This window comes from Providencia sp. PROV200 (assembly GCF_049901995.1).
Taxonomy (GTDB): domain Bacteria; phylum Pseudomonadota; class Gammaproteobacteria; order Enterobacterales; family Enterobacteriaceae; genus Providencia; species Providencia rettgeri_E.
In genome coordinates this window covers 3,497,854-3,514,560 of the sequence record NZ_CP096307.1, presented here as the reverse complement: position 1 = coordinate 3,514,560, position 16,707 = coordinate 3,497,854, and the positions used below count along the sequence as shown (strand labels likewise).

The 16,707-nt window shown below is 41.2% G+C and carries 15 protein-coding genes, 1 tRNA gene and 2 pseudogenes; 5 read left to right on the top strand and 13 right to left on the bottom strand.

Annotated features, from left to right (window positions below):
• Position 1 precedes the first annotated feature (1 nt).
• From M1E86_RS16090 to M1E86_RS16065, 6 genes are all read right to left on the bottom strand, one after another.
• Positions 2-793, bottom strand: coding sequence for a DUF4311 domain-containing protein (locus tag M1E86_RS16090; RefSeq protein ID WP_125890401.1), 792 nt, complete (start codon positions 791-793; stop codon positions 2-4).
• 26 nt (positions 794-819) lie between these two features.
• Positions 820-1,116 carry a DUF4312 family protein gene (locus M1E86_RS16085; RefSeq protein ID WP_004258180.1) on the bottom strand — a complete coding sequence of 99 codons (297 nt, stop codon included), beginning with the start codon at positions 1,114-1,116 and terminating at the stop codon, positions 820-822.
• Entirely contained in the window at positions 1,116-1,481 is a 366-nt protein-coding gene (locus M1E86_RS16080) for an SFCGS family glycine-rich protein (protein ID WP_004258177.1), read from the bottom strand. The genes M1E86_RS16085 and M1E86_RS16080 overlap by 1 nt, the downstream gene beginning before the upstream one ends.
• Before the next feature lie 32 nt (positions 1,482-1,513).
• The gene (locus tag M1E86_RS16075; RefSeq protein WP_125890400.1) at positions 1,514-1,852 is read right to left on the bottom strand and encodes a transcriptional antiterminator; all 339 of its coding nucleotides are present in this window, start codon (positions 1,850-1,852) and stop codon (positions 1,514-1,516) included.
• Positions 1,853-2,334: 482 nt separating this feature from the next.
• Positions 2,335-4,305 (bottom strand): BglG family transcription antiterminator, encoded by a 1,971-nt coding sequence (locus tag M1E86_RS16070; RefSeq protein ID WP_125890399.1) that lies wholly within the window; start codon positions 4,303-4,305, stop codon positions 2,335-2,337.
• 141 nt (positions 4,306-4,446) lie between these two features.
• Complete coding sequence (locus M1E86_RS16065; RefSeq protein WP_125890398.1) at positions 4,447-5,148, bottom strand: pirin family protein; 702 nt, start codon at positions 5,146-5,148, stop codon at positions 4,447-4,449.
• A gap of 123 nt (positions 5,149-5,271) precedes the next feature.
• Here M1E86_RS16065 and M1E86_RS16060 point away from each other — a divergent pair, with 123 nt between their 5' ends.
• Entirely contained in the window at positions 5,272-6,165 is an 894-nt protein-coding gene (locus M1E86_RS16060) for a LysR family transcriptional regulator (protein WP_125890397.1), read from the top strand.
• A gap of 306 nt (positions 6,166-6,471) precedes the next feature.
• Here M1E86_RS16060 and M1E86_RS16055 read toward each other — a convergent pair.
• The 5 genes and pseudogenes from M1E86_RS16055 to M1E86_RS16035 all read right to left on the bottom strand — a co-directional run.
• Positions 6,472-6,858 (bottom strand): annotated as a pseudogene (locus tag M1E86_RS16055) (DoxX family protein); the annotation flags it as partial.
• Between the two features lie 238 nt (positions 6,859-7,096).
• The gene (locus M1E86_RS16050) at positions 7,097-7,396 is read right to left on the bottom strand and encodes a YqjK-like family protein (protein WP_125890395.1); all 300 of its coding nucleotides are present in this window, start codon (positions 7,394-7,396) and stop codon (positions 7,097-7,099) included.
• Positions 7,383-7,790: a phage holin family protein gene (locus M1E86_RS16045; RefSeq protein WP_213913095.1), complete on the bottom strand. Its 408-nt coding sequence runs from the start codon at positions 7,788-7,790 to the stop codon at positions 7,383-7,385. Before M1E86_RS16045 ends, M1E86_RS16050 begins: the two co-directional genes overlap by 14 nt.
• A 6-nt stretch (positions 7,791-7,796) precedes the next feature.
• Positions 7,797-8,102 (bottom strand): DUF883 family protein, encoded by a 306-nt coding sequence (locus M1E86_RS16040; protein ID WP_125890393.1) that lies wholly within the window; start codon positions 8,100-8,102, stop codon positions 7,797-7,799.
• A 236-nt stretch (positions 8,103-8,338) separates the two neighbouring features.
• A pseudogene (locus tag M1E86_RS16035) lies at positions 8,339-9,005 on the bottom strand (DedA family protein).
• 615 nt (positions 9,006-9,620) lie between these two features.
• On the opposite strand from M1E86_RS16035, the gene M1E86_RS16030 reads away from it, so the two are divergent.
• Together M1E86_RS16030 and sstT are read left to right on the top strand one after the other, a co-directional pair.
• Positions 9,621-10,580, top strand: coding sequence for a TerC family protein (locus M1E86_RS16030; protein ID WP_125890390.1), 960 nt, complete (start codon positions 9,621-9,623; stop codon positions 10,578-10,580).
• Positions 10,581-10,843: 263 nt separating this feature from the next.
• A complete protein-coding gene (gene sstT, locus M1E86_RS16025) occupies positions 10,844-12,097 on the top strand; it encodes a serine/threonine transporter SstT (RefSeq protein ID WP_426099155.1) in 1,254 nt (417 codons plus the stop codon).
• Between the two features lie 105 nt (positions 12,098-12,202).
• Here the strand turns inward: sstT and M1E86_RS16020 are convergent, their stop codons facing one another.
• Entirely contained in the window at positions 12,203-14,224 is a 2,022-nt protein-coding gene (locus tag M1E86_RS16020; protein WP_213913094.1) for an NADPH-dependent 2,4-dienoyl-CoA reductase, read from the bottom strand.
• Positions 14,225-14,446: 222 nt separating this feature from the next.
• Here M1E86_RS16020 and M1E86_RS16015 point away from each other — a divergent pair, with 222 nt between their 5' ends.
• Positions 14,447-15,043 (top strand): GNAT family N-acetyltransferase, encoded by a 597-nt coding sequence (locus tag M1E86_RS16015; protein ID WP_125890718.1) that lies wholly within the window; start codon positions 14,447-14,449, stop codon positions 15,041-15,043.
• Between the two features lie 45 nt (positions 15,044-15,088).
• Here the strand turns inward: M1E86_RS16015 and M1E86_RS16010 are convergent, their stop codons facing one another.
• Complete coding sequence (locus M1E86_RS16010) at positions 15,089-16,162, bottom strand: NAD(P)H-dependent amine dehydrogenase family protein (RefSeq protein WP_125890387.1); 1,074 nt, start codon at positions 16,160-16,162, stop codon at positions 15,089-15,091.
• Between the two features lie 359 nt (positions 16,163-16,521).
• On the opposite strand from M1E86_RS16010, the gene M1E86_RS16005 reads away from it, so the two are divergent.
• Positions 16,522-16,598, top strand: a tRNA-Ile gene (locus M1E86_RS16005).
• The last annotated feature ends 109 nt before the right edge of the window (positions 16,599-16,707 follow it).

Below are 16,707 nucleotides of genomic sequence, written 5' to 3'. Positions count from 1 at the left end.
ATTATTTCCCGCTCAGCAGACCGTGGACGTATTCAAGCCACAATGGTTTATCTAGGTTGAAAGAGGTGATCATCTTCAGATCGAATTCACGGAAGAAGCCGCTAAGAACGAACAGTAGAACGACGGTTACCATCATTGTGCGAGTGATACGGTTCCAGCCGTTGTCATCAACGCCTTTACCAATCAAGATACCTAAAACTAAACCAGGGATGGCATTCCCCATGATTAATTGGGCGCAACCACCAAATAGCGTTGCCCAGAAACCTGAACGACGGCCTGCATCCATCGCGGCTAACCAGAAGATAACAGGCATCACTGTGTTAACGAGCAAGTTTGCGGCAGGCACTAGTACATTAATGGCTGTTGTTTGCAGAGCAGCCGGAACAGCAGAAGCGGTGGTGTTTAAGAAGGCGACTACTAATGCCCCGATGATGGCACAAGCGATAGCCATTTTTTTCGGGTTATGCAGTGTGTCAGCAACGCTACGGTTTTTGGTTAGTAGCGCTGCGGCCCCCCAGTTTGGGATGATGCGGTGGTCAACGTCTTGTGTAAATGCCCCTGCGGCAACTGACGACGCCCATGCGTTAAAGAAGAACCCTAAGCCGAAAGAAAAGTGAGAAGCTGGGTCGCCTTCGCACGCGTTCAGCTCACCCAATGTACGGAATGCCCCCATACCTTGTACGGTTGGTGCGTGGAACATACGCGCAGCCCCTGCGCCTAAGCCAAAGCCGCAAAGCCCACCGATAATCAGGGACATACCCAATATTTCTAAAAAAGATGCAGTTTCACTCATGGAATTAACTCCAGACCTGATTGCTATTATTGTTCTGTAAATGGTATTTCGTTGACAGAAAGTAAAGTGACATCCAGCGAAACGTCGAGTACAACACGAAAATGTTCACGTTTGCGTGGCAAAAAGAGAAAGAGAAATTTTTCTGTCCGCGAATGAGAGTGAGCACTAATCACTTCAACATCCTTTGGTTCTATCCGTAGGATGATGTCTGTGCTGTTTTTCAGTACGGTTTTTTGAATTGAATTTAAGGCGTCAGCTATTGCTTTTTGCTTAGTGTCGCCTTGCCCTGTAACCCGCACAACCGTTTCGATAGATTTTTTCATTAAGCGTTGCCGTATTTTTTATTGAATGCTTTTACCAAGCGCTCGCCTAACTCTTCCTTGTCCATAAAACCGAAACCTAGTACGTTGCAACCATCTGCAATCGCGGTTTCTCCCTCTTCAATAGAGCGCATCCCATAGCGAGCTTTATAGCCATATTTAGTTTGTGCTGTGATTGCGCCAGCGCCACCACTACCACAAAATGAGATACCCAAATCGGCTTGCTCTGCGTTCATCACATCACCGAGTTTCATGTCAGCAGCGACACCCGGAACAACAACCGCTTTACCACCCGCAGCTTCAACACCTGCAGCTACTTTTTGGCCTTTACCTAAACGGTCACCGATAACAACAACGATCTGTTTCATAAAATATTCTCCAAATCCTACAAAATTAGTAATTAATCATTTGAACGTGCGACTTCAAAGTGAACAGAGAGTAAATAGGTCTCTTCAGGTGCTAAACCGGGAAGTGTGTCAACAACCCGTTGTGCGAGCGCTATCGAATGTTCAGAAATTTCATCGAATAAGCTGATATCGACCTCTGGTAAGGCTTCACCCGTTTTTGCTCTACCAACCATGGCACGTAAATGAGACTCCAACATTTGTTGTTGTACATCTGTGGTGTAGCAGCCCTCCTGCTTGAGCCAGTCAGTAATCACTGCTAGCAGTTTTTGTGTCACCTCATCAATATCAAGGTTATGTTCTAACATTTTAAAAACGACAACTGATTCACTCATAACTATTTAAAATCCAAAGTAATATTGCAAGTTAGACTACTCTGTTTCTTCATGTCTTATACATTAGACGCTTATTCGTATTTTTTGCAGGCAGGGAATTTCCACTTGTAAGTGGAAATTGTTTGGAAGCTAAAGAGTGTATATTTGGTGTATTTTTTGTTCTATTTGGAAGTTAAGTGGAAAAATTGACATCAATCAACTCTCTAAAAAGGATAAAAATAACAATAGCGTGAATAAAATATGTTATTTATCAATTGATTATTTTTTTAACTACAAAATGGAAACAAAAAAATGAACTGGAAAAGAAAGTGGAAATTATAAATGGAAATTATTTTATATTAGTTGTAATTGCTTCCACTTAGTCGTTTTGTGTGTAAAACAGATCGTTTAGGATAGGGAAATATTTGCGAGAGTTGTGGCTAGGATCACGTAAAAATTAGCAACTCCCTCTTTTCCACTACAAAGTGGAAGTTGCTATCAAATTAAAGAATACGCGCTAAGCTATCTTTAGCTATCACTTGGAATTCATTGAAATTTTTGACGCTGACTAAGCGACGAGTCGTTTTTTCTTTTACAAAGGTAACGAATAAATCATAAATAGCCATTGCTTCTTCATAGTCTGTTTTGCTAATTGCCAGTAAGAAAATGACATAAGCGTTCTCTTTGGTTTCTTTATTCCACTCAATGCCTTTGGGGGCGACAACGGTTGCAACTACCGTTTTATTGGCGAGTAGTCCTAAAGAGTGGGGCAATGCAATGCCTTCCCCAAGCAAAGTGGACACAATTGATTCACGCTCTTGCAGTGAAGGGTAAAAATCGGGTGTGACATAACCTTCTTGCTGTAATTTGTGGCAAACCATTTGAAAGAGTTCTTCTTGGCTAATTTTTTCATTGATGACCATGAAGAACCGTTCATCAAAAAAACGCTCGATAATATAAGGGCGAGTTTGGTCAACCATCGCTAGGCGGCCAACTTGCTCTAGCTGATAGGGGGTTGGAAAAGGCGCGATTTTAATGACAGGTTTGTTTTTCTCTGAAATTCGCACCGTGGTAATGACGAAATCTTCAGAGACTTCATCCAAGGACTCATACTCTTGTAGCGTTAACCCTCGGCTAAATTTGAGTTGTGGAAATTCACGCATGATTTTAGATTCAACCACGCGAAACGTGGAGTTTCCAGCATCTGTTACCACCAGTACTTCCGTTTGGCGAATAGAGCCAGCGCCATAATTTCTTTCAAGACTGACACCGATATGCACCGCTAAATAACCTAACTCGTCCTCGCTAATAGGATGAGGGAGTAACTGCTTGCTGGCACTGGTCAACGCGCTCAGTGTGACATCATAAGCAAAAGGATAATATTGTTTAATATCAGAAAGTAATGGGTTTGGTGTGGAAATATGGTATTGCAAGCGAGTGATCAACGCAGCGAGATGCGTATTGAGATCTTTTTTGAGCTTTTCATCGTTACGCAAATCATAATTATATAATTCATTAATATAACTTAAAATATATTCGCATAGCTCATTATGCGTTCCATTTTTTTGCGTGCTTGAGTCTTGGTGACTAATGCGTTGGGCGATAATTTGGTCATGTAAATAGCTAAGCTCTGCGCCTGACAAGTCATTGCCAAGGAAGTAGATTAACCCTTTAGATATTTCACCACAGGCTTTGCGGATCGCTTCTTCACTGTCATCATCTTTGACAGCGGTGGTGAGTTCATGTCCGCGAGTGATGCGTAAAATAGTGACTGCACAATTAAAAACCAAGTACAAATGCCCTTCATTACTAATGCGAATATCAAAGCGATTCATACTGTTATGCAAAACTTTATCGATGTATGTCAGGTCTAAATTATCAAGGCAATCTGGACGGAAAGTGGATAAATCAGGCGTTATCTGTGCGGAATAACGACGCCATAAAGTTTCGGTCATACAAGCGCGAACCGCCCACTCGCTACCGTTTAAACGAATGCCTTGATGAGGAATGCTTTCTAACGCAATTTGGTATTTTTGGAGCTGTTCTCGTACCGCGCCCATATCTTGCTGTAATGTACCGCGGCTGATAAACCACTCTTCAGCGATATCATCAAGTTTTACGGGGAGTGATAGCATTAAGAGTTTTAATAGCAGGGCATCAATGCGCTCTTTGCTCGTGCGAGGAATATGGCTGTCTTCATCATTTTGTTGCGTAAAAGTGGCAAATAGGGCTTCATCTTCAATTTTCAACCGGTAACCACGACCTCGCTCATACACAATATGTGCACTATATGGCTGTATCAATTCATTGATTTCATTGATATCAGAACGAATCGTTCGAGTAGAAACCGAAAAGTTTTTTGCTAATTCGTCTTGAGGCACAACCTCATTAAGAATTTGAGCAAAAATTTGATTATGTCGCTGTTGAGTGAATAGAGCCACGGAAACACCTTTAAAATCAAAACAAAAAAGCATTTGAGCAAGAAAGTCACGTATTTTTTGCTCGCTAATGGCAGGACTCTAACACAAGCATGTCAATATGTAGGATATGTAAATCATGAAATTTGCGGATCTGTTCGCAAATTTCATGCTGTTATAGCTGGAAGGGACTGGTTTTTATTCCCCAAGGTCGATTAATAGACCTCTAAACGGTTTATCTGCACTAATGATGACTTGATTATCGTCTTGGATAAACGCCCCGTCATTGCAATTCATTCCTAACTGCTCGCCTTTTGGTGTACGCAATGTTGCTCCACCATGTATAGATTGAAGGAATGAGTTTCTTCCTTTTAGCGTTATCACTAATGATTCATTGGCTGCCAAATGAATTTGGGTGATCCAAATTTGTTGACGTAATTGAATACTTTGTTGCTCCCCGTCAGGAGATGCGATCAGTCTGTTCTCATTTTCATTAATGGTTATTTTTTGCAAAGGTAACGATTCTAGCTGTGGGCAAGCATTGAGCCAGAGCTGTAAACGTGTTAGCGGTGTTTTGGGGCACACATTTTGTTCACTGTAACTGAGATCTGGGCGCGGTGAAAAACGCACACATTCCCCTTCATTCGCTTGGATAGTATTACCTGAGCTATCACGATACTCCGCATGCCCTTTTAATATGATATTTAAGATATCGACATGTGGGTAGGTTCTTGGCTGTAATGCATTTTGTGGCGCGATAACTTCTTGATTTAGCACTCTGAGTGTTTTAAAACCCATAAAGTCTGGGTCAAAATAATGGCCAAATGAAAAGGAATAACGCGCTTGTAGCCAACCATAATCAGCTTTGCCGCAATGATTAGCGGGTCTCAGTATCATCATAATGGTTACCCCCCATCAAAAATAAATAAGTTAATAATCTATTGTTATAATAAATAGCTGGACGTTGAATTGTTAGCCAGTTAATCTGTTTCCCTTGTTCAAATTTCCTGAAAGAGAAGCTTCATGAGTAAAGAGAGAGCATTAACGCTTGAATCATTAAGAGTTATGGATGCAATCGATCGCCGTGGTAGTTTTGCTGCAGCCGCTGAAGAGTTGGGGAGAGTCCCTTCTGCGCTGAGCTATACCATGCAAAAATTAGAAGAAGAGCTTGATGTCATTTTATTTGACCGTTCAGGGCATAGAACTAAGTTTACTAATGTCGGTAGGATGCTACTTGATAGAGGTCGGATCCTACTTGAAGCCGCTGATAAGCTAACATCTGACGCAGAGGCCCTTGCCAAAGGATGGGAAACACATTTAACCATTGTGTGCGAAGCGTTAGTTCCTGCTCATTCTCTTTTTCCGCTGGTGGAACGATTGGCGGAAAAGTCAGAAACCCAGTTATCTTTGATTACTGAGGTCTTAGCGGGGGCATGGGAGCGACTTGAAAGCGGTAAAGCGGATATCGTGATTGCCCCTGATATGCATTTCCGGTCATCTTCAGAGATTAACTCTAAATCGTTATATACCATTAACCATATTTACGTAGCGAGTCCAGATCATCCCATCCATCAAGAGCCTGAACCGTTATCTGATGCGACTCGAGTGAAGTACCGTGGGATCGCCGTGGCTGATACCGCACGTGAGCGACCCGTGATAACGGTGCAGTTGTTGGATAAGCAGCAACGATTAACGGTGTCGACGATTGAAGATAAACACAACGCGTTATTGGCAGGCCTGGGTGTTGCGACAATGCCGTACCCCATAGTTGAACAAGATATTCGTGAAGGGCGTTTGAAGGTGGTTGGTGCAGAGTATAGCCATGAGACGAATATTATTATGGCGTGGCGTAGAGATAGTATGGGGGAGGCTAAGTCGTGGTGTCTCCGAGAGATCCCAAAATTATTTAGAGTGTAAACTCGTTATATTTTGAGCCGTAGGGGTGTTGGCTTCATTGAGTCACCCGAGTCACATACTTATGTATGCTCACGGGATGACTCAATTTGCCACCTACCTACAACTCAAACTATTTAGAGTTTACGAGTGTGTTTGATTATGCAGCTCCTAAAACAATAACTGAAAATGCCCCATCTAAGTGATTTTCTCTTCAACTGATTTAATACCTTTATTTTAGACAAAAAAATACCTCCCGAAGGAGGTATAAATTGGACGGATAAATGAAACTAAATCAATAAGGGTGATAATGAAATCGGAGTTACCATTTTTATTTAATAAATGGTCAATACTAAATTTCCCTGGGCCGGTTACTGCTAAGAGTAAGAAGCCCCCAGCAATAGTAAAGTTTTTCATAAACATTAAGCTGTTTGGTGCCACGCTAAAGTCGATATGGAACAGTAGCGCCGTTAATACGGTAAAGCCTGCAGTAAATAGGGCAACAGTTCGAGTTAAGAAACCGAACAGAATAGCTAAACCGCCACCAAGTTCTAATAAAATGGTTAAAGGTAATAAAAAGCCTGGAACACCCATCGCTTGCATGTATTGTTGTGTTCCTGCGTATGCATCTCCCAGTTTTCCATACCCAGCGACAATGAACAGAACCGGCATCATAATGCGAGCTAACAATACCGCACCATTTTCTAAATTTTTCATTGAAATTCTCCAGACTAATAAGCCATTAAATATAATTTTTTTGTGATATATATCGATTTGTAGTGTTGTTTTCAGCACAAATAGGTAAGAAAACATTTGATGGGCTTATAGTAGTCATTTGCTTATTCAATAAAAAGCAAAGCTTATTAACAATGATGGTCAAAAAAATTGAATGTAGATGTAGAGGGAACTAGCTAAATTGAAGAGGTTTAATTTAACATATTGATTTTAATTGAAACTATTTCTTTCCTGCATTGATCGTACTTTGAATTGTTCTTGCTATACCCCACATGGTGAAGGCTTTTTTCCCTAATTGGAGTATGCGCTGTGGTCTTTTCAGTGAATAAATTGAAAGCAGGCCTGTTGCCGCAATAAATAAAGGGCGGAAGGTAACCAAGGTTTTCCATGTACGGTCATAAGGGGCCGTCACATGAAGCCAATCTTCAGAACTTGCAGCAAGGTCATTCCGTTGCTGCTCAATTCTGTTGAGTAATCGCTGTTTTTTTGCGGCAAGTAATTGGCGTCTATTTTTGGTCATTATCCTTACCTGCTAATGCACTTGCATCTTGGCTTAGTTGCTCCCGCGTGGAGCTCAATAAGGTAGATTTTTTCGCTTTTTTGAGAGCCCAAATGGCGAAGACAATGGCGAGTAGAACCAAGCACCCTGTTGTAATAGCCAGTGCTTGATAGCGGTAAACAGGGTCTACAGACCAAAAAATGAGTCCAATTAGACACATTAGGCCAAAAGCAGTAAAAAGAAGCGCTAGCCCAACTAACAACAGCAACTGGATAAAATTAACTTTTTCTTCTTCGAGCTCAACGGCAATGAGCTGAAGGCGAGTTTCAACGATATTAACGGTGATACTGGCAATGCGTTGTAGTATTTCAAGGACCCCTTTACCGGGGCCCTGACGTTGTTGATTTTGTTCCATAAGCAATTAACGTTTCGCGAGAAGTACGCCAAGAACCACACCAACCGCAGCACCGATACCAATACCAGTCCATGGGTTTTCTTTGACATAGTTGTCTGCACGACCCGCAATTTCTTTTGTTTGTTCAGTGATCCTTTCAGTCGTTTGACCGAGTTTAGCGCGAGATGAGCAAAGTGCGTCTTTCGCTTTGGATTTCAAGCTTTCAATCTCTTCTTTCGATTTCTCGCCCGTATCATTCAATACGGCTTCAAGAGAGTCAGCTAACGCTTTGAGTTCTGCGCGTAGGTCTTCTGATGAATGACTTGATGACATATAGAACCTCCTATCAATAGAAAAGAAACTTTACTGTATTAACAATAACCGTTTTTACATTAAGTGCAATGACTTATTCAATAATAAATGGTGGGTTCAGAAAAAATGTAAAAAATAGTATTAAGGTAAATATTTTTATTTTCAGTGAATTAGCTTTATCGTGATGAACCGAAACATTGAGAGGTAAAATTAAGTAAAAATGAAAATGCGGGAACAGGGCGTTCCCGCACGGAGGATTAATTTGCTTTTTTACTTGAAAACTTTTTCTTGACGACAACGGCAATGCTACCAATTAGGCCAAGGATCAGTAGCCCTACAGGGATCAACATCAATATATTCATAATATGATGTTCATATTGTAGGAAAATCGGGCTTTTACCAAAGCCATAACCAATCGCAGTCAAAATTAACACCCACAGTAAGCCACTTAACCAATTAAATACTTGGAAACGACCATTTTGCAAGCCTGCAAGTCCTGCAATAGTTGGCAGTAGGGTTCTGACAAACGCTAAAAAACGGCCAATGAGTAGTGCAGCGAGGCCATGACGGTGGAATAAACCATAAGCGCGTTGGTGGTAGTGTTCAGGTAGGTGCTCAAGCCAGCCTTTAACAATTCGTGTGTTCCCCAGCCATCGGCCTTGTATATAACCTACCCAACAGCCTAAACTAGCACCAGCGGTTAAAATTACGATAGTGAGCGGATAACTTAATGTGCCTTTAGCAATGAGTACACCAACTAAAATCAATAAGCTATCGCCAGGTAAAAACGCTGCAGGCAATACCCCGTTTTCAAGAAACAAGATAGCAAACAGCATGAAGTAAATCGAACACTAACGCAGGGTTAGATAGGGTGACATAATCTTGGTGCCAAAGGGCGAAAAAAAGTTCTCTAACTAATTCCATTAATGTTTCCTAAACGGCAATAACAACAACAAACTTGTTGTTGGGCAGGGAGAAATGGATTAAGTGAATGCCAAAGTGAAAGTAGTGTTTCCTCAGGCTGTTAGTGTAAAGCACGCTCACTTTAACAAAACAGAAAATAACTAAACAGCAAATTTTAAGCTTATTTTTAGAATTCATTTAAGTTTTGGCTTATTTTTACAATTTATCGTGTGGTATGTAACGATGTAAAGTGCTTAAAAATGGCATTTAACCTGTTTTTTTACGTAAGGTATACTAAATATACTGGTTAATTTATCTTTTAATGTAAGAAAATAACGATAAAACAATAACGGCTAATTATTGCATTTTAAGACTATTTACCGTATCTTATCGCCATAGCAAAGGGGAGTAACTTCTTCTTGTCGGTTTATCGTCATTACGGTGTACACATTACACCCGGTAGCCGAGCACCACAGTTCCCTATTTTCTGGGTGTTTGTGTTGTAAGTGAGACCTTGCCAGAAGGCGAGGTTTGCTCATAATTTACAACCTAAAGAAATCACTTGTGGTTAACGAATTTTAAGCGGCTGATGTCTTCTGGATATCAGCCGTTTTTTGTTTTTTAAGGGAAAGGAAAATGCACTCAGTTGGTAACCCGATTTTATGGGGTAGTTTTGCCGTTATTATTTTACTTATGTTGCTCATTGATTTGTTCTGGCAAGGGAAACACAAGGGCCAAGCAATGTCGATGAAACAAGCTGCGGCTTGGAGTATTGTGTGGGTAACTCTTTCACTGCTCTTTGCAGCAGGCTTTTGGTGGTATCTTAATGAGAACGTGGGGCGTGAGTTTGCCGACAGCCAAACCATGGCGTTCTTAACGGGTTATTTATTGGAAAAAGCATTAGCTGTTGATAACGTATTCGTTTGGTTAATGTTATTTAGTTATTTCGCGATCCCAGCCAATTTACAACGTCGAGTGTTGGTCTATGGAGTATTAGGCGCTATCGTACTTCGTACGATTATGATTTTTGCAGGTAGTTGGTTAGTCACGCAATTTAGCTGGATTTTATATGTATTTGGCTTGTTCTTGCTATTTACGGGTTTGAAAATGGCTTTTGCTAAAGAAGATGATTCGCCAATTACCGATAAACCGTTAGTCAAATGGGTTCGTTCTCATTTACGTATGACAGATGAATTGCATGGTGAAAAATTCTTCATTAAACGTAATGGCGTTTTATTTGCGACCCCACTTATTTTAGTCCTGATCTTAGTTGAAATTAGTGATGTGATATTTGCAGTGGACAGCATACCCGCTATTTTTGCGGTAACAACTGACCCATTCATTGTTTTAACATCGAATTTATTTGCTATTTTAGGCCTACGTGCCATGTATTTCTTGTTGTCTGGAGTTGCTGAGAAATTCTCAATGTTAAAATACGGTTTAGCGGTGATTTTAAGCTTTATCGGTATAAAAATGCTATTGATTGATATTTTCCACATCCCAACACCAATTTCATTGGGCGTGATTGCGTCAATCTTAGTTATAACGCTGGTTATTAATGCCATTGTTAATAAACGTAATGAAGCAAAAAATTAATTTACCTTTTTCATTTTTTAAATCCTCTGCTGTGAAGCAGGGGATTTTTTTTAACCCTCTGAAAACACTCAACCATTTTAGTCATACCATTCTACTATAAGAAACAAAACTCTATTGAGATCACAGTTATGTAAAATGTTTGTTAAACAAAGTCAATCATTGTGTATATTTTGAATAATTGCCTTTTCAGGCGACTATTATTCCTTATACTTGCTGTGCAAACACATTTAATTCCTAATAAAGATAAATAATATAGGTCTATTATGGATACAAATAAAACAGGGTTATGGCGAGTTATTAGCCAAGGTAGTCTAGTCAAGCAGATACTGGTTGGCTTGATAGCAGGTATTTTGCTTGCATGGTTATGGCCATCTGCTGCAAAAAATGTCGGGTTGTTAGGGGATTTATTCGTTAGTGCATTAAAGGCTGTTGCGCCTGTATTAGTATGGGTGTTAGTGATGTCATCTATTGCTAACCACCGTCAAGGTCAAAAAACCAATATCAAACCTATACTGGTCTTGTATATTTTGGGAACATTTTTTGCCGCGGTTGTCGCCGTTATTGGTTCTTTTCTATTTCCATCAAATTTAGTGTTAGTGGTCGGTGATACACAGCTAAATCCACCGGGAAATATTGCTGAAGTGTTAAAAGGTTTGCTAATCAATATATTTTCGAACCCTATCGATGCACTGATTAAGGGCAATTATATTGGTATTTTAGCGTGGGCGATTGGGTTGGGTATTGCATTGCGCCATGCAAATGAAACCACAAAAAATTTAGTTCATGATTTTTCTAATGCGGTAACACAGCTGGTACGTGTTGTGATCCGCTTAGCGCCTTTAGGGATTTTTGGCTTAGTTGCTTCCACTATCGCAACGACTGGCTTTGAAACCTTAAAAGGTTATATCCACGTTCTCGCTGTTTTAATTGGCTGTATGTTGGTCGTTGCTTTTATTGTTAACCCACTGATTGTTTATTGGAAAATGAAACGCAACCCATATCCATTAGTTTTAGCTTGCTTACGTGAAAGCGGGGTAACTGCATTCTTTACACGTAGTTCAGCAGCGAATATCCCTGTAAATATGGGGATGTGTCGTCGTATGAATTTACACGAAGATACCTATTCTGTTTCTATTCCATTAGGTGCAACCATCAATATGGCAGGCGCTGCGGTAACAATTACGGTATTGACGCTAGCCGCTGTGCACACTTTAGGTGTACCAGTGGATATCCCAACGGCACTATTATTAAGCGTGGTTGCTGCAGTATGCGCTTGTGGGGCCTCTGGGGTTGCAGGTGGCTCACTGTTGCTGATCCCATTGGCTTGTAATATGTTTGGTATTTCAAATGAAATTGCGATGCAAGTGGTCGCGGTTGGGGTGATGATTGGCGTATTACAAGATTCAGCTGAGACAGCGCTTAACTCTTCAACCGATGTGTTATTTACTGCGGCTGTGTGCTTAGCGGAAGACGAAAAACTGGCTAACGCGGAAGCGCTGTTATCTCATCGTGATTAATTGTGTGAACCAAAGAAAGGGCAGGGACTGTGAAAGCAATCTCTGCCTTTATTTTTGAATATGTGATAAAACCTAGCGAAAATCCCGAACAACGGAGCAGAAAAATTAAAGCTGATACGCAATTTTCATCCCTTGCTCAATTGCTCGGCGTGCATCCAGTTCTGCGGCAACATCCGCACCGCCAATCACATGGGCGTTGATCCCGTGTTCTGCTAGTTGTGTTTTTAATGGGCAGTAAGGCTCTTGCCCTGCACACAAAATGACATTATCAACGGGCAGGCACTGTGTTTTATCTTGATAGCGAATATGGAGCCCTTCGTCATCAACTCGCATGTATTCCACGCCATTTAGCATTTGAACACCGCGTTTCATTAGTGATAAACGATGTACCCAACCGGTTGTTTTACCGAGGCCTGCTCCCACTTTACTGTTTTTCCGCTGTAATAAATACAATTGGCGAGCTGATGCTATCGGGGTTTTTTGTGGGGGAAATACACCACCTTTTGAATGGATCGAGGTATCAATATTCCACTCTTTATTAAATAGTGATGAATCTAAACTGCTACTTTTTCCTTCTTGGGTTAGCAGTTCAGCAACATCAAACCCAATCCCCCCAGCCCCAATAATGGCGGCGCTTTTCCCCACGGAACGTTGTTTGGTGATGACATCGATATAAGAAATGACCTTATGATGGTCAATCCCTTCGAGCTGGATTTTTCGTGGGACGACGCCTGTTGCAATAATGACCTCATCAAATCCCGATAAACAGTCAACATCAGCTTGTTGTTCAAGGCGTACATCAACATTCAATAATTGTAATTGGCGGCAAAAGTAACGGATGGTTTCATGGAATTCTTCTTTGCCGGGTATCTGTTTAGCGAGGTTAAATTGACCACCTATATGGTTAGATTTTTCAAACAAAGTGACTCGGTGCCCACGCTTTGCCGCGTAAATTGCACAAGATAACCCAGCAGGCCCTGCGCCAACAATTGCGACAGATTTACTCTGTGGCGCTTTTTCATTGGGGTAATCCATTTCCCTAACGGCTTGTGGGTTAACCAAACAGCTGGCGAGCTTGCCACTAAAGATAAGGTCGAGACAGGCTTGATTACAGCCAATGCAGGTGTTGATTTCATCTGCTCGATTTTCTGCGGCTTTACGAACAAACGCTTCATCGGCAAGAAACGGCCGGGCCATTGAAACCATATCTGCTTGATGATTGGCAATAATATGTTCTGCAACAAAGGGGTCATTGATGCGATTTGTGGTTATCAGCGGAATATTCACTTTTCCCATTAATTTTTGCGTAACCCAACTAAATGCACTACGGGGAACTTGTGTTGCTATCGTCGGTACTCGAGCTTCGTGCCAACCAATACCGGTGTTGATCATACTGGCACCTACGTTTTCAATTTGTTTGGCAAGAAATTCAACCTCTTCCCATGTTGAGCCTTCTTCGACTAAATCCAACATGGAAAGTCGATAAATAATGATAAAGTTCTCCCCAACGGCTTCCCTTATTTGTCGCACGATTTCAATGGGAAAGCGAATTCGGTTTATGTAACTCCCACCCCATTCATCAGTTCTATGGTTGGTGCGCTTGGTAATGAATTGGTTAATTAAATAACCTTCGGAACCCATAATTTCAACACCATCATACCCAGCTTGCTGAGCTAGCTTGGCGGTTGTCACGAAGTCATCAATCGTTTTTTCAACTTCACCAGTTGAGAGCTCTCGGGGGGCGAAAGGAATAATTTCTGCTTGAATTGAGCTTGGCGCAACTAATTTAGGGTGCAGCCCATAACGCCCTGCATGCAAGATTTGTAAGGCGATTTTACCATCTGCTTGATGGACAGCATCTGTGATTTGTCGATGAAATGAAAGCTGGTTTTTATCGTTTAATACCGCGCCATGAGCGGTAAGTGCCCCTTCTGGATTGGGGGCGATACCACCGGTAATGATGAGGCTGACACCATTTTCAGCGCGTAGGCGATAAAAATGTGCTAGCCGCTCACTGCCTTGTGGGTGCTCTTCAAGCCCAGTATGCATTGAGCCCATCAAGATGCGATTTTTTAGGACGGTATGGCCTAAATCAAGTGGGGCAAAAAGGTGTGGGAAATTGCTCATTATTATACTCCCATTCGGGATTTTATTAACAGGTCAGATGAGTTAACTGTAGCCTAATGAAGGGATAATTTGGTAAAGATGTTAAAATTTTGTGATTTTTATCATATGTTTTCGGTTAAATAGCTGAGTGTCATAAAAAAATAGGTGTTTTTTGGTTTTTATGTCATAAAAAGAGATTAAAAAAGAGGCATACAGCATAAAGAACGATATGGGGAAACGATGATGAAAGAGATTTGCCAACCTATTATTTTAGAAGGTGAATGCGTTCGCCTTGAACCTCTATCTCACCAATATGATGTCGAACTGGCAGATATTATTCGGCGAGATGGGCTGCATAATTTGTGGTATGCCTTAGTGCCTGAGCCTGAACATTTCTCTCAAGATGTGGAAAAACGCCTGGAAAATTTCCAGAAAAAGGAATGCTTACCTTTTGTGGTGATCGATAAACGAAGCGATAAACCAGTTGGTATTACGTCTTATAACCGTGTAGACCATGCGGTAAGACGGGTTGAAATTGGCGCCACGTGGTATGGGGTGGAGGTGCAGCGTACCGCATTAAATACAGAGGCTAAATATTTGCTGTTAAAACATGCCTTTGAGGAATTAGACTGCGTTGCAGTGGAGTTTCGTACGCATTTTTTAAATAGCCAAAGTCGCCGTGCCATTGAACGTTTAGGGGCAAAACTCGATGGTGTCCTTCGCAATCATATGAAAACTAAAACGGGTGAACTGCGTGATAGCTGTATTTACAGTATCATCGAGTCAGAATGGCCAGCGATTAAGCGCCATTTAGAATGGCAAATGGTAAAGCCGCGCTAAAGTTAGGTGTCGGCAAAAAGCCCACCGAAAGGTGGGCAATGTTAGCTATAAATACTCATGCATTGGTTTGGTCATAAACACATTATTAGGCATTTTCTCTGTTGTGATATAGCCTGCGGGGCTATTAATCAGTGCAGGGATGCGGTTCACTAAATTTGCACAAGTTAATTCTACGGTTGCTGGGTTATTCACCTCAATTGAGGTGTCGGGTTCGCCAATTAACTGCCAGCTATTTTTATCACACTCATCCGCTGTTAAGATTTTCCCAATACACTCTGTTTCTAGGGTAATCCCTTCTGCGGTTTCGGTGATCACCACTGCAGATAAGCCTAAGACATCCCCTTTTTTAACAGTCATTTTGAGCGTTTCGGAGTAAATATCTTGCTGAGCAATTTGTGGCACACAGCGCTGAGTTTGGCTGGTGATCGTTAGCCCAAGGCGGCTACATAGCCAGCCGTTTTGGGTCCACATATACGGTGGTGCATATTCACCGCTTTCAATTTTTTGTGAAATCACTTCATAAGGTAAATCATTATAGTTGCCGATTTGCTTATCGAATTCATCAACGGTTAAGCCTGCACCATGGCCAATGGCTAAAGCAATACCGTAATCTTCAACGTTATAGCAGCTTGAACCTTTAATCTTCACCAATTTGTGCATGGAGCCTGCTAAGGTATCGATTAAGACACCCCAATACATATCAGGGTAACCACTGCCCGCCAGGGTACAGTTATTTTCTTTGGCTAATGCATCAAGCTTTTGTGTAATTTCAGGTGATGAATTCCATGGGTAAAGGGCTTCTTCTCCGGTTGAAATGGCGTTTACACCATGACGAGCAAATAGGGAGAATGCATCTTCTAAATCCGCCATGGTACTTAATGTGGCGATGATGCCAACATCAGGTTTTAATGCCGCGAGAGTTTTATCTGCTTCATGTAGCGGCTGGACTTTTACCCCTGTTGGCGTCGTTCCTGCAATTTCACCTATATCTTTGCCAATAACGGCTTCATTGATATCAAAAGCCGCCACAACTTCAGCACCATGCTCTTGCAAGTAACGGATCAAAAATTTACCCATTTTTCCGCAACCATATTGAACTGCACGTACTTTTTTCATCATTATTGTCCTATATGCGAATTATCTATAGACCATATTGTGAGATTTGAATGTAAAAAATATTGTTCTATATCAATTATTTGAATAAAGAATTTTTAATAAAATTGATTGCAATTATGATGTTGTTTTTATTGTTAATTTGATATTGGTGAGAGTTAAATATAGATAAAGTGCGAGAACGTGATTTAAATAAAAAATAGTAGGGCTCATTAAAATTGCAAAAAACGACGCTCGAATGATAGTAATTGCCCATGCTATCGCATTGAATTATAAGAAGGGTAACTAGGTTGAACACAATTTCATCATACGGTTTCGAAACACTAGACCTAAGCTAAAACTACACGTATAATCCTCTCCACTTTGGCCCCTTAGCTCAGTTGGTTAGAGCAGTCGACTCATAATCGATTGGTCGCTGGTTCAAGTCCAGCAGGGGCCACCAAATTTATCAAGGAGTTAGGTGTTAATCATCTAACTCCTTTTTGTTTTTACCTGACTTTGGGTCAGGTAATGGGTCAGGTAAGATTTTGGGGCAGAATGGCTCAAGTTAC

Bases quoted from the DNA above. Each gene is read 5' to 3' on its own strand.
- M1E86_RS16090 (WP_125890401.1), bottom strand. From the start codon at position 793: ATGAGTGAAACTGCATCTTTTTTAGAAATATTGGGTATGTCCCTGATT.
- M1E86_RS16085 (WP_004258180.1), bottom strand. From the start codon at position 1,116: ATGAAAAAATCTATCGAAACGGTTGTGCGGGTTACAGGGCAAGGCGAC.
- M1E86_RS16080 (WP_004258177.1), bottom strand. From the start codon at position 1,481: ATGAAACAGATCGTTGTTGTTATCGGTGACCGTTTAGGTAAAGGCCAA.
- M1E86_RS16075 (WP_125890400.1), bottom strand. From the start codon at position 1,852: ATGAGTGAATCAGTTGTCGTTTTTAAAATGTTAGAACATAACCTTGAT.
- M1E86_RS16070 (WP_125890399.1), bottom strand. From the start codon at position 4,305: ATGCTTTTTTGTTTTGATTTTAAAGGTGTTTCCGTGGCTCTATTCACT.
- M1E86_RS16065 (WP_125890398.1), bottom strand. From the start codon at position 5,148: ATGATGATACTGAGACCCGCTAATCATTGCGGCAAAGCTGATTATGGT.
- M1E86_RS16060 (WP_125890397.1), top strand. From the start codon at position 5,272: ATGAGTAAAGAGAGAGCATTAACGCTTGAATCATTAAGAGTTATGGAT.
- M1E86_RS16050 (WP_125890395.1), bottom strand. From the start codon at position 7,396: ATGACCAAAAATAGACGCCAATTACTTGCCGCAAAAAAACAGCGATTA.
- M1E86_RS16045 (WP_213913095.1), bottom strand. From the start codon at position 7,790: ATGGAACAAAATCAACAACGTCAGGGCCCCGGTAAAGGGGTCCTTGAA.
- M1E86_RS16040 (WP_125890393.1), bottom strand. From the start codon at position 8,102: ATGTCATCAAGTCATTCATCAGAAGACCTACGCGCAGAACTCAAAGCG.
- M1E86_RS16030 (WP_125890390.1), top strand. From the start codon at position 9,621: ATGCACTCAGTTGGTAACCCGATTTTATGGGGTAGTTTTGCCGTTATT.
- sstT (WP_426099155.1), top strand. From the start codon at position 10,844: ATGGATACAAATAAAACAGGGTTATGGCGAGTTATTAGCCAAGGTAGT.
- M1E86_RS16020 (WP_213913094.1), bottom strand. From the start codon at position 14,224: ATGAGCAATTTCCCACACCTTTTTGCCCCACTTGATTTAGGCCATACC.
- M1E86_RS16015 (WP_125890718.1), top strand. From the start codon at position 14,447: ATGAAAGAGATTTGCCAACCTATTATTTTAGAAGGTGAATGCGTTCGC.
- M1E86_RS16010 (WP_125890387.1), bottom strand. From the start codon at position 16,162: ATGATGAAAAAAGTACGTGCAGTTCAATATGGTTGCGGAAAAATGGGT.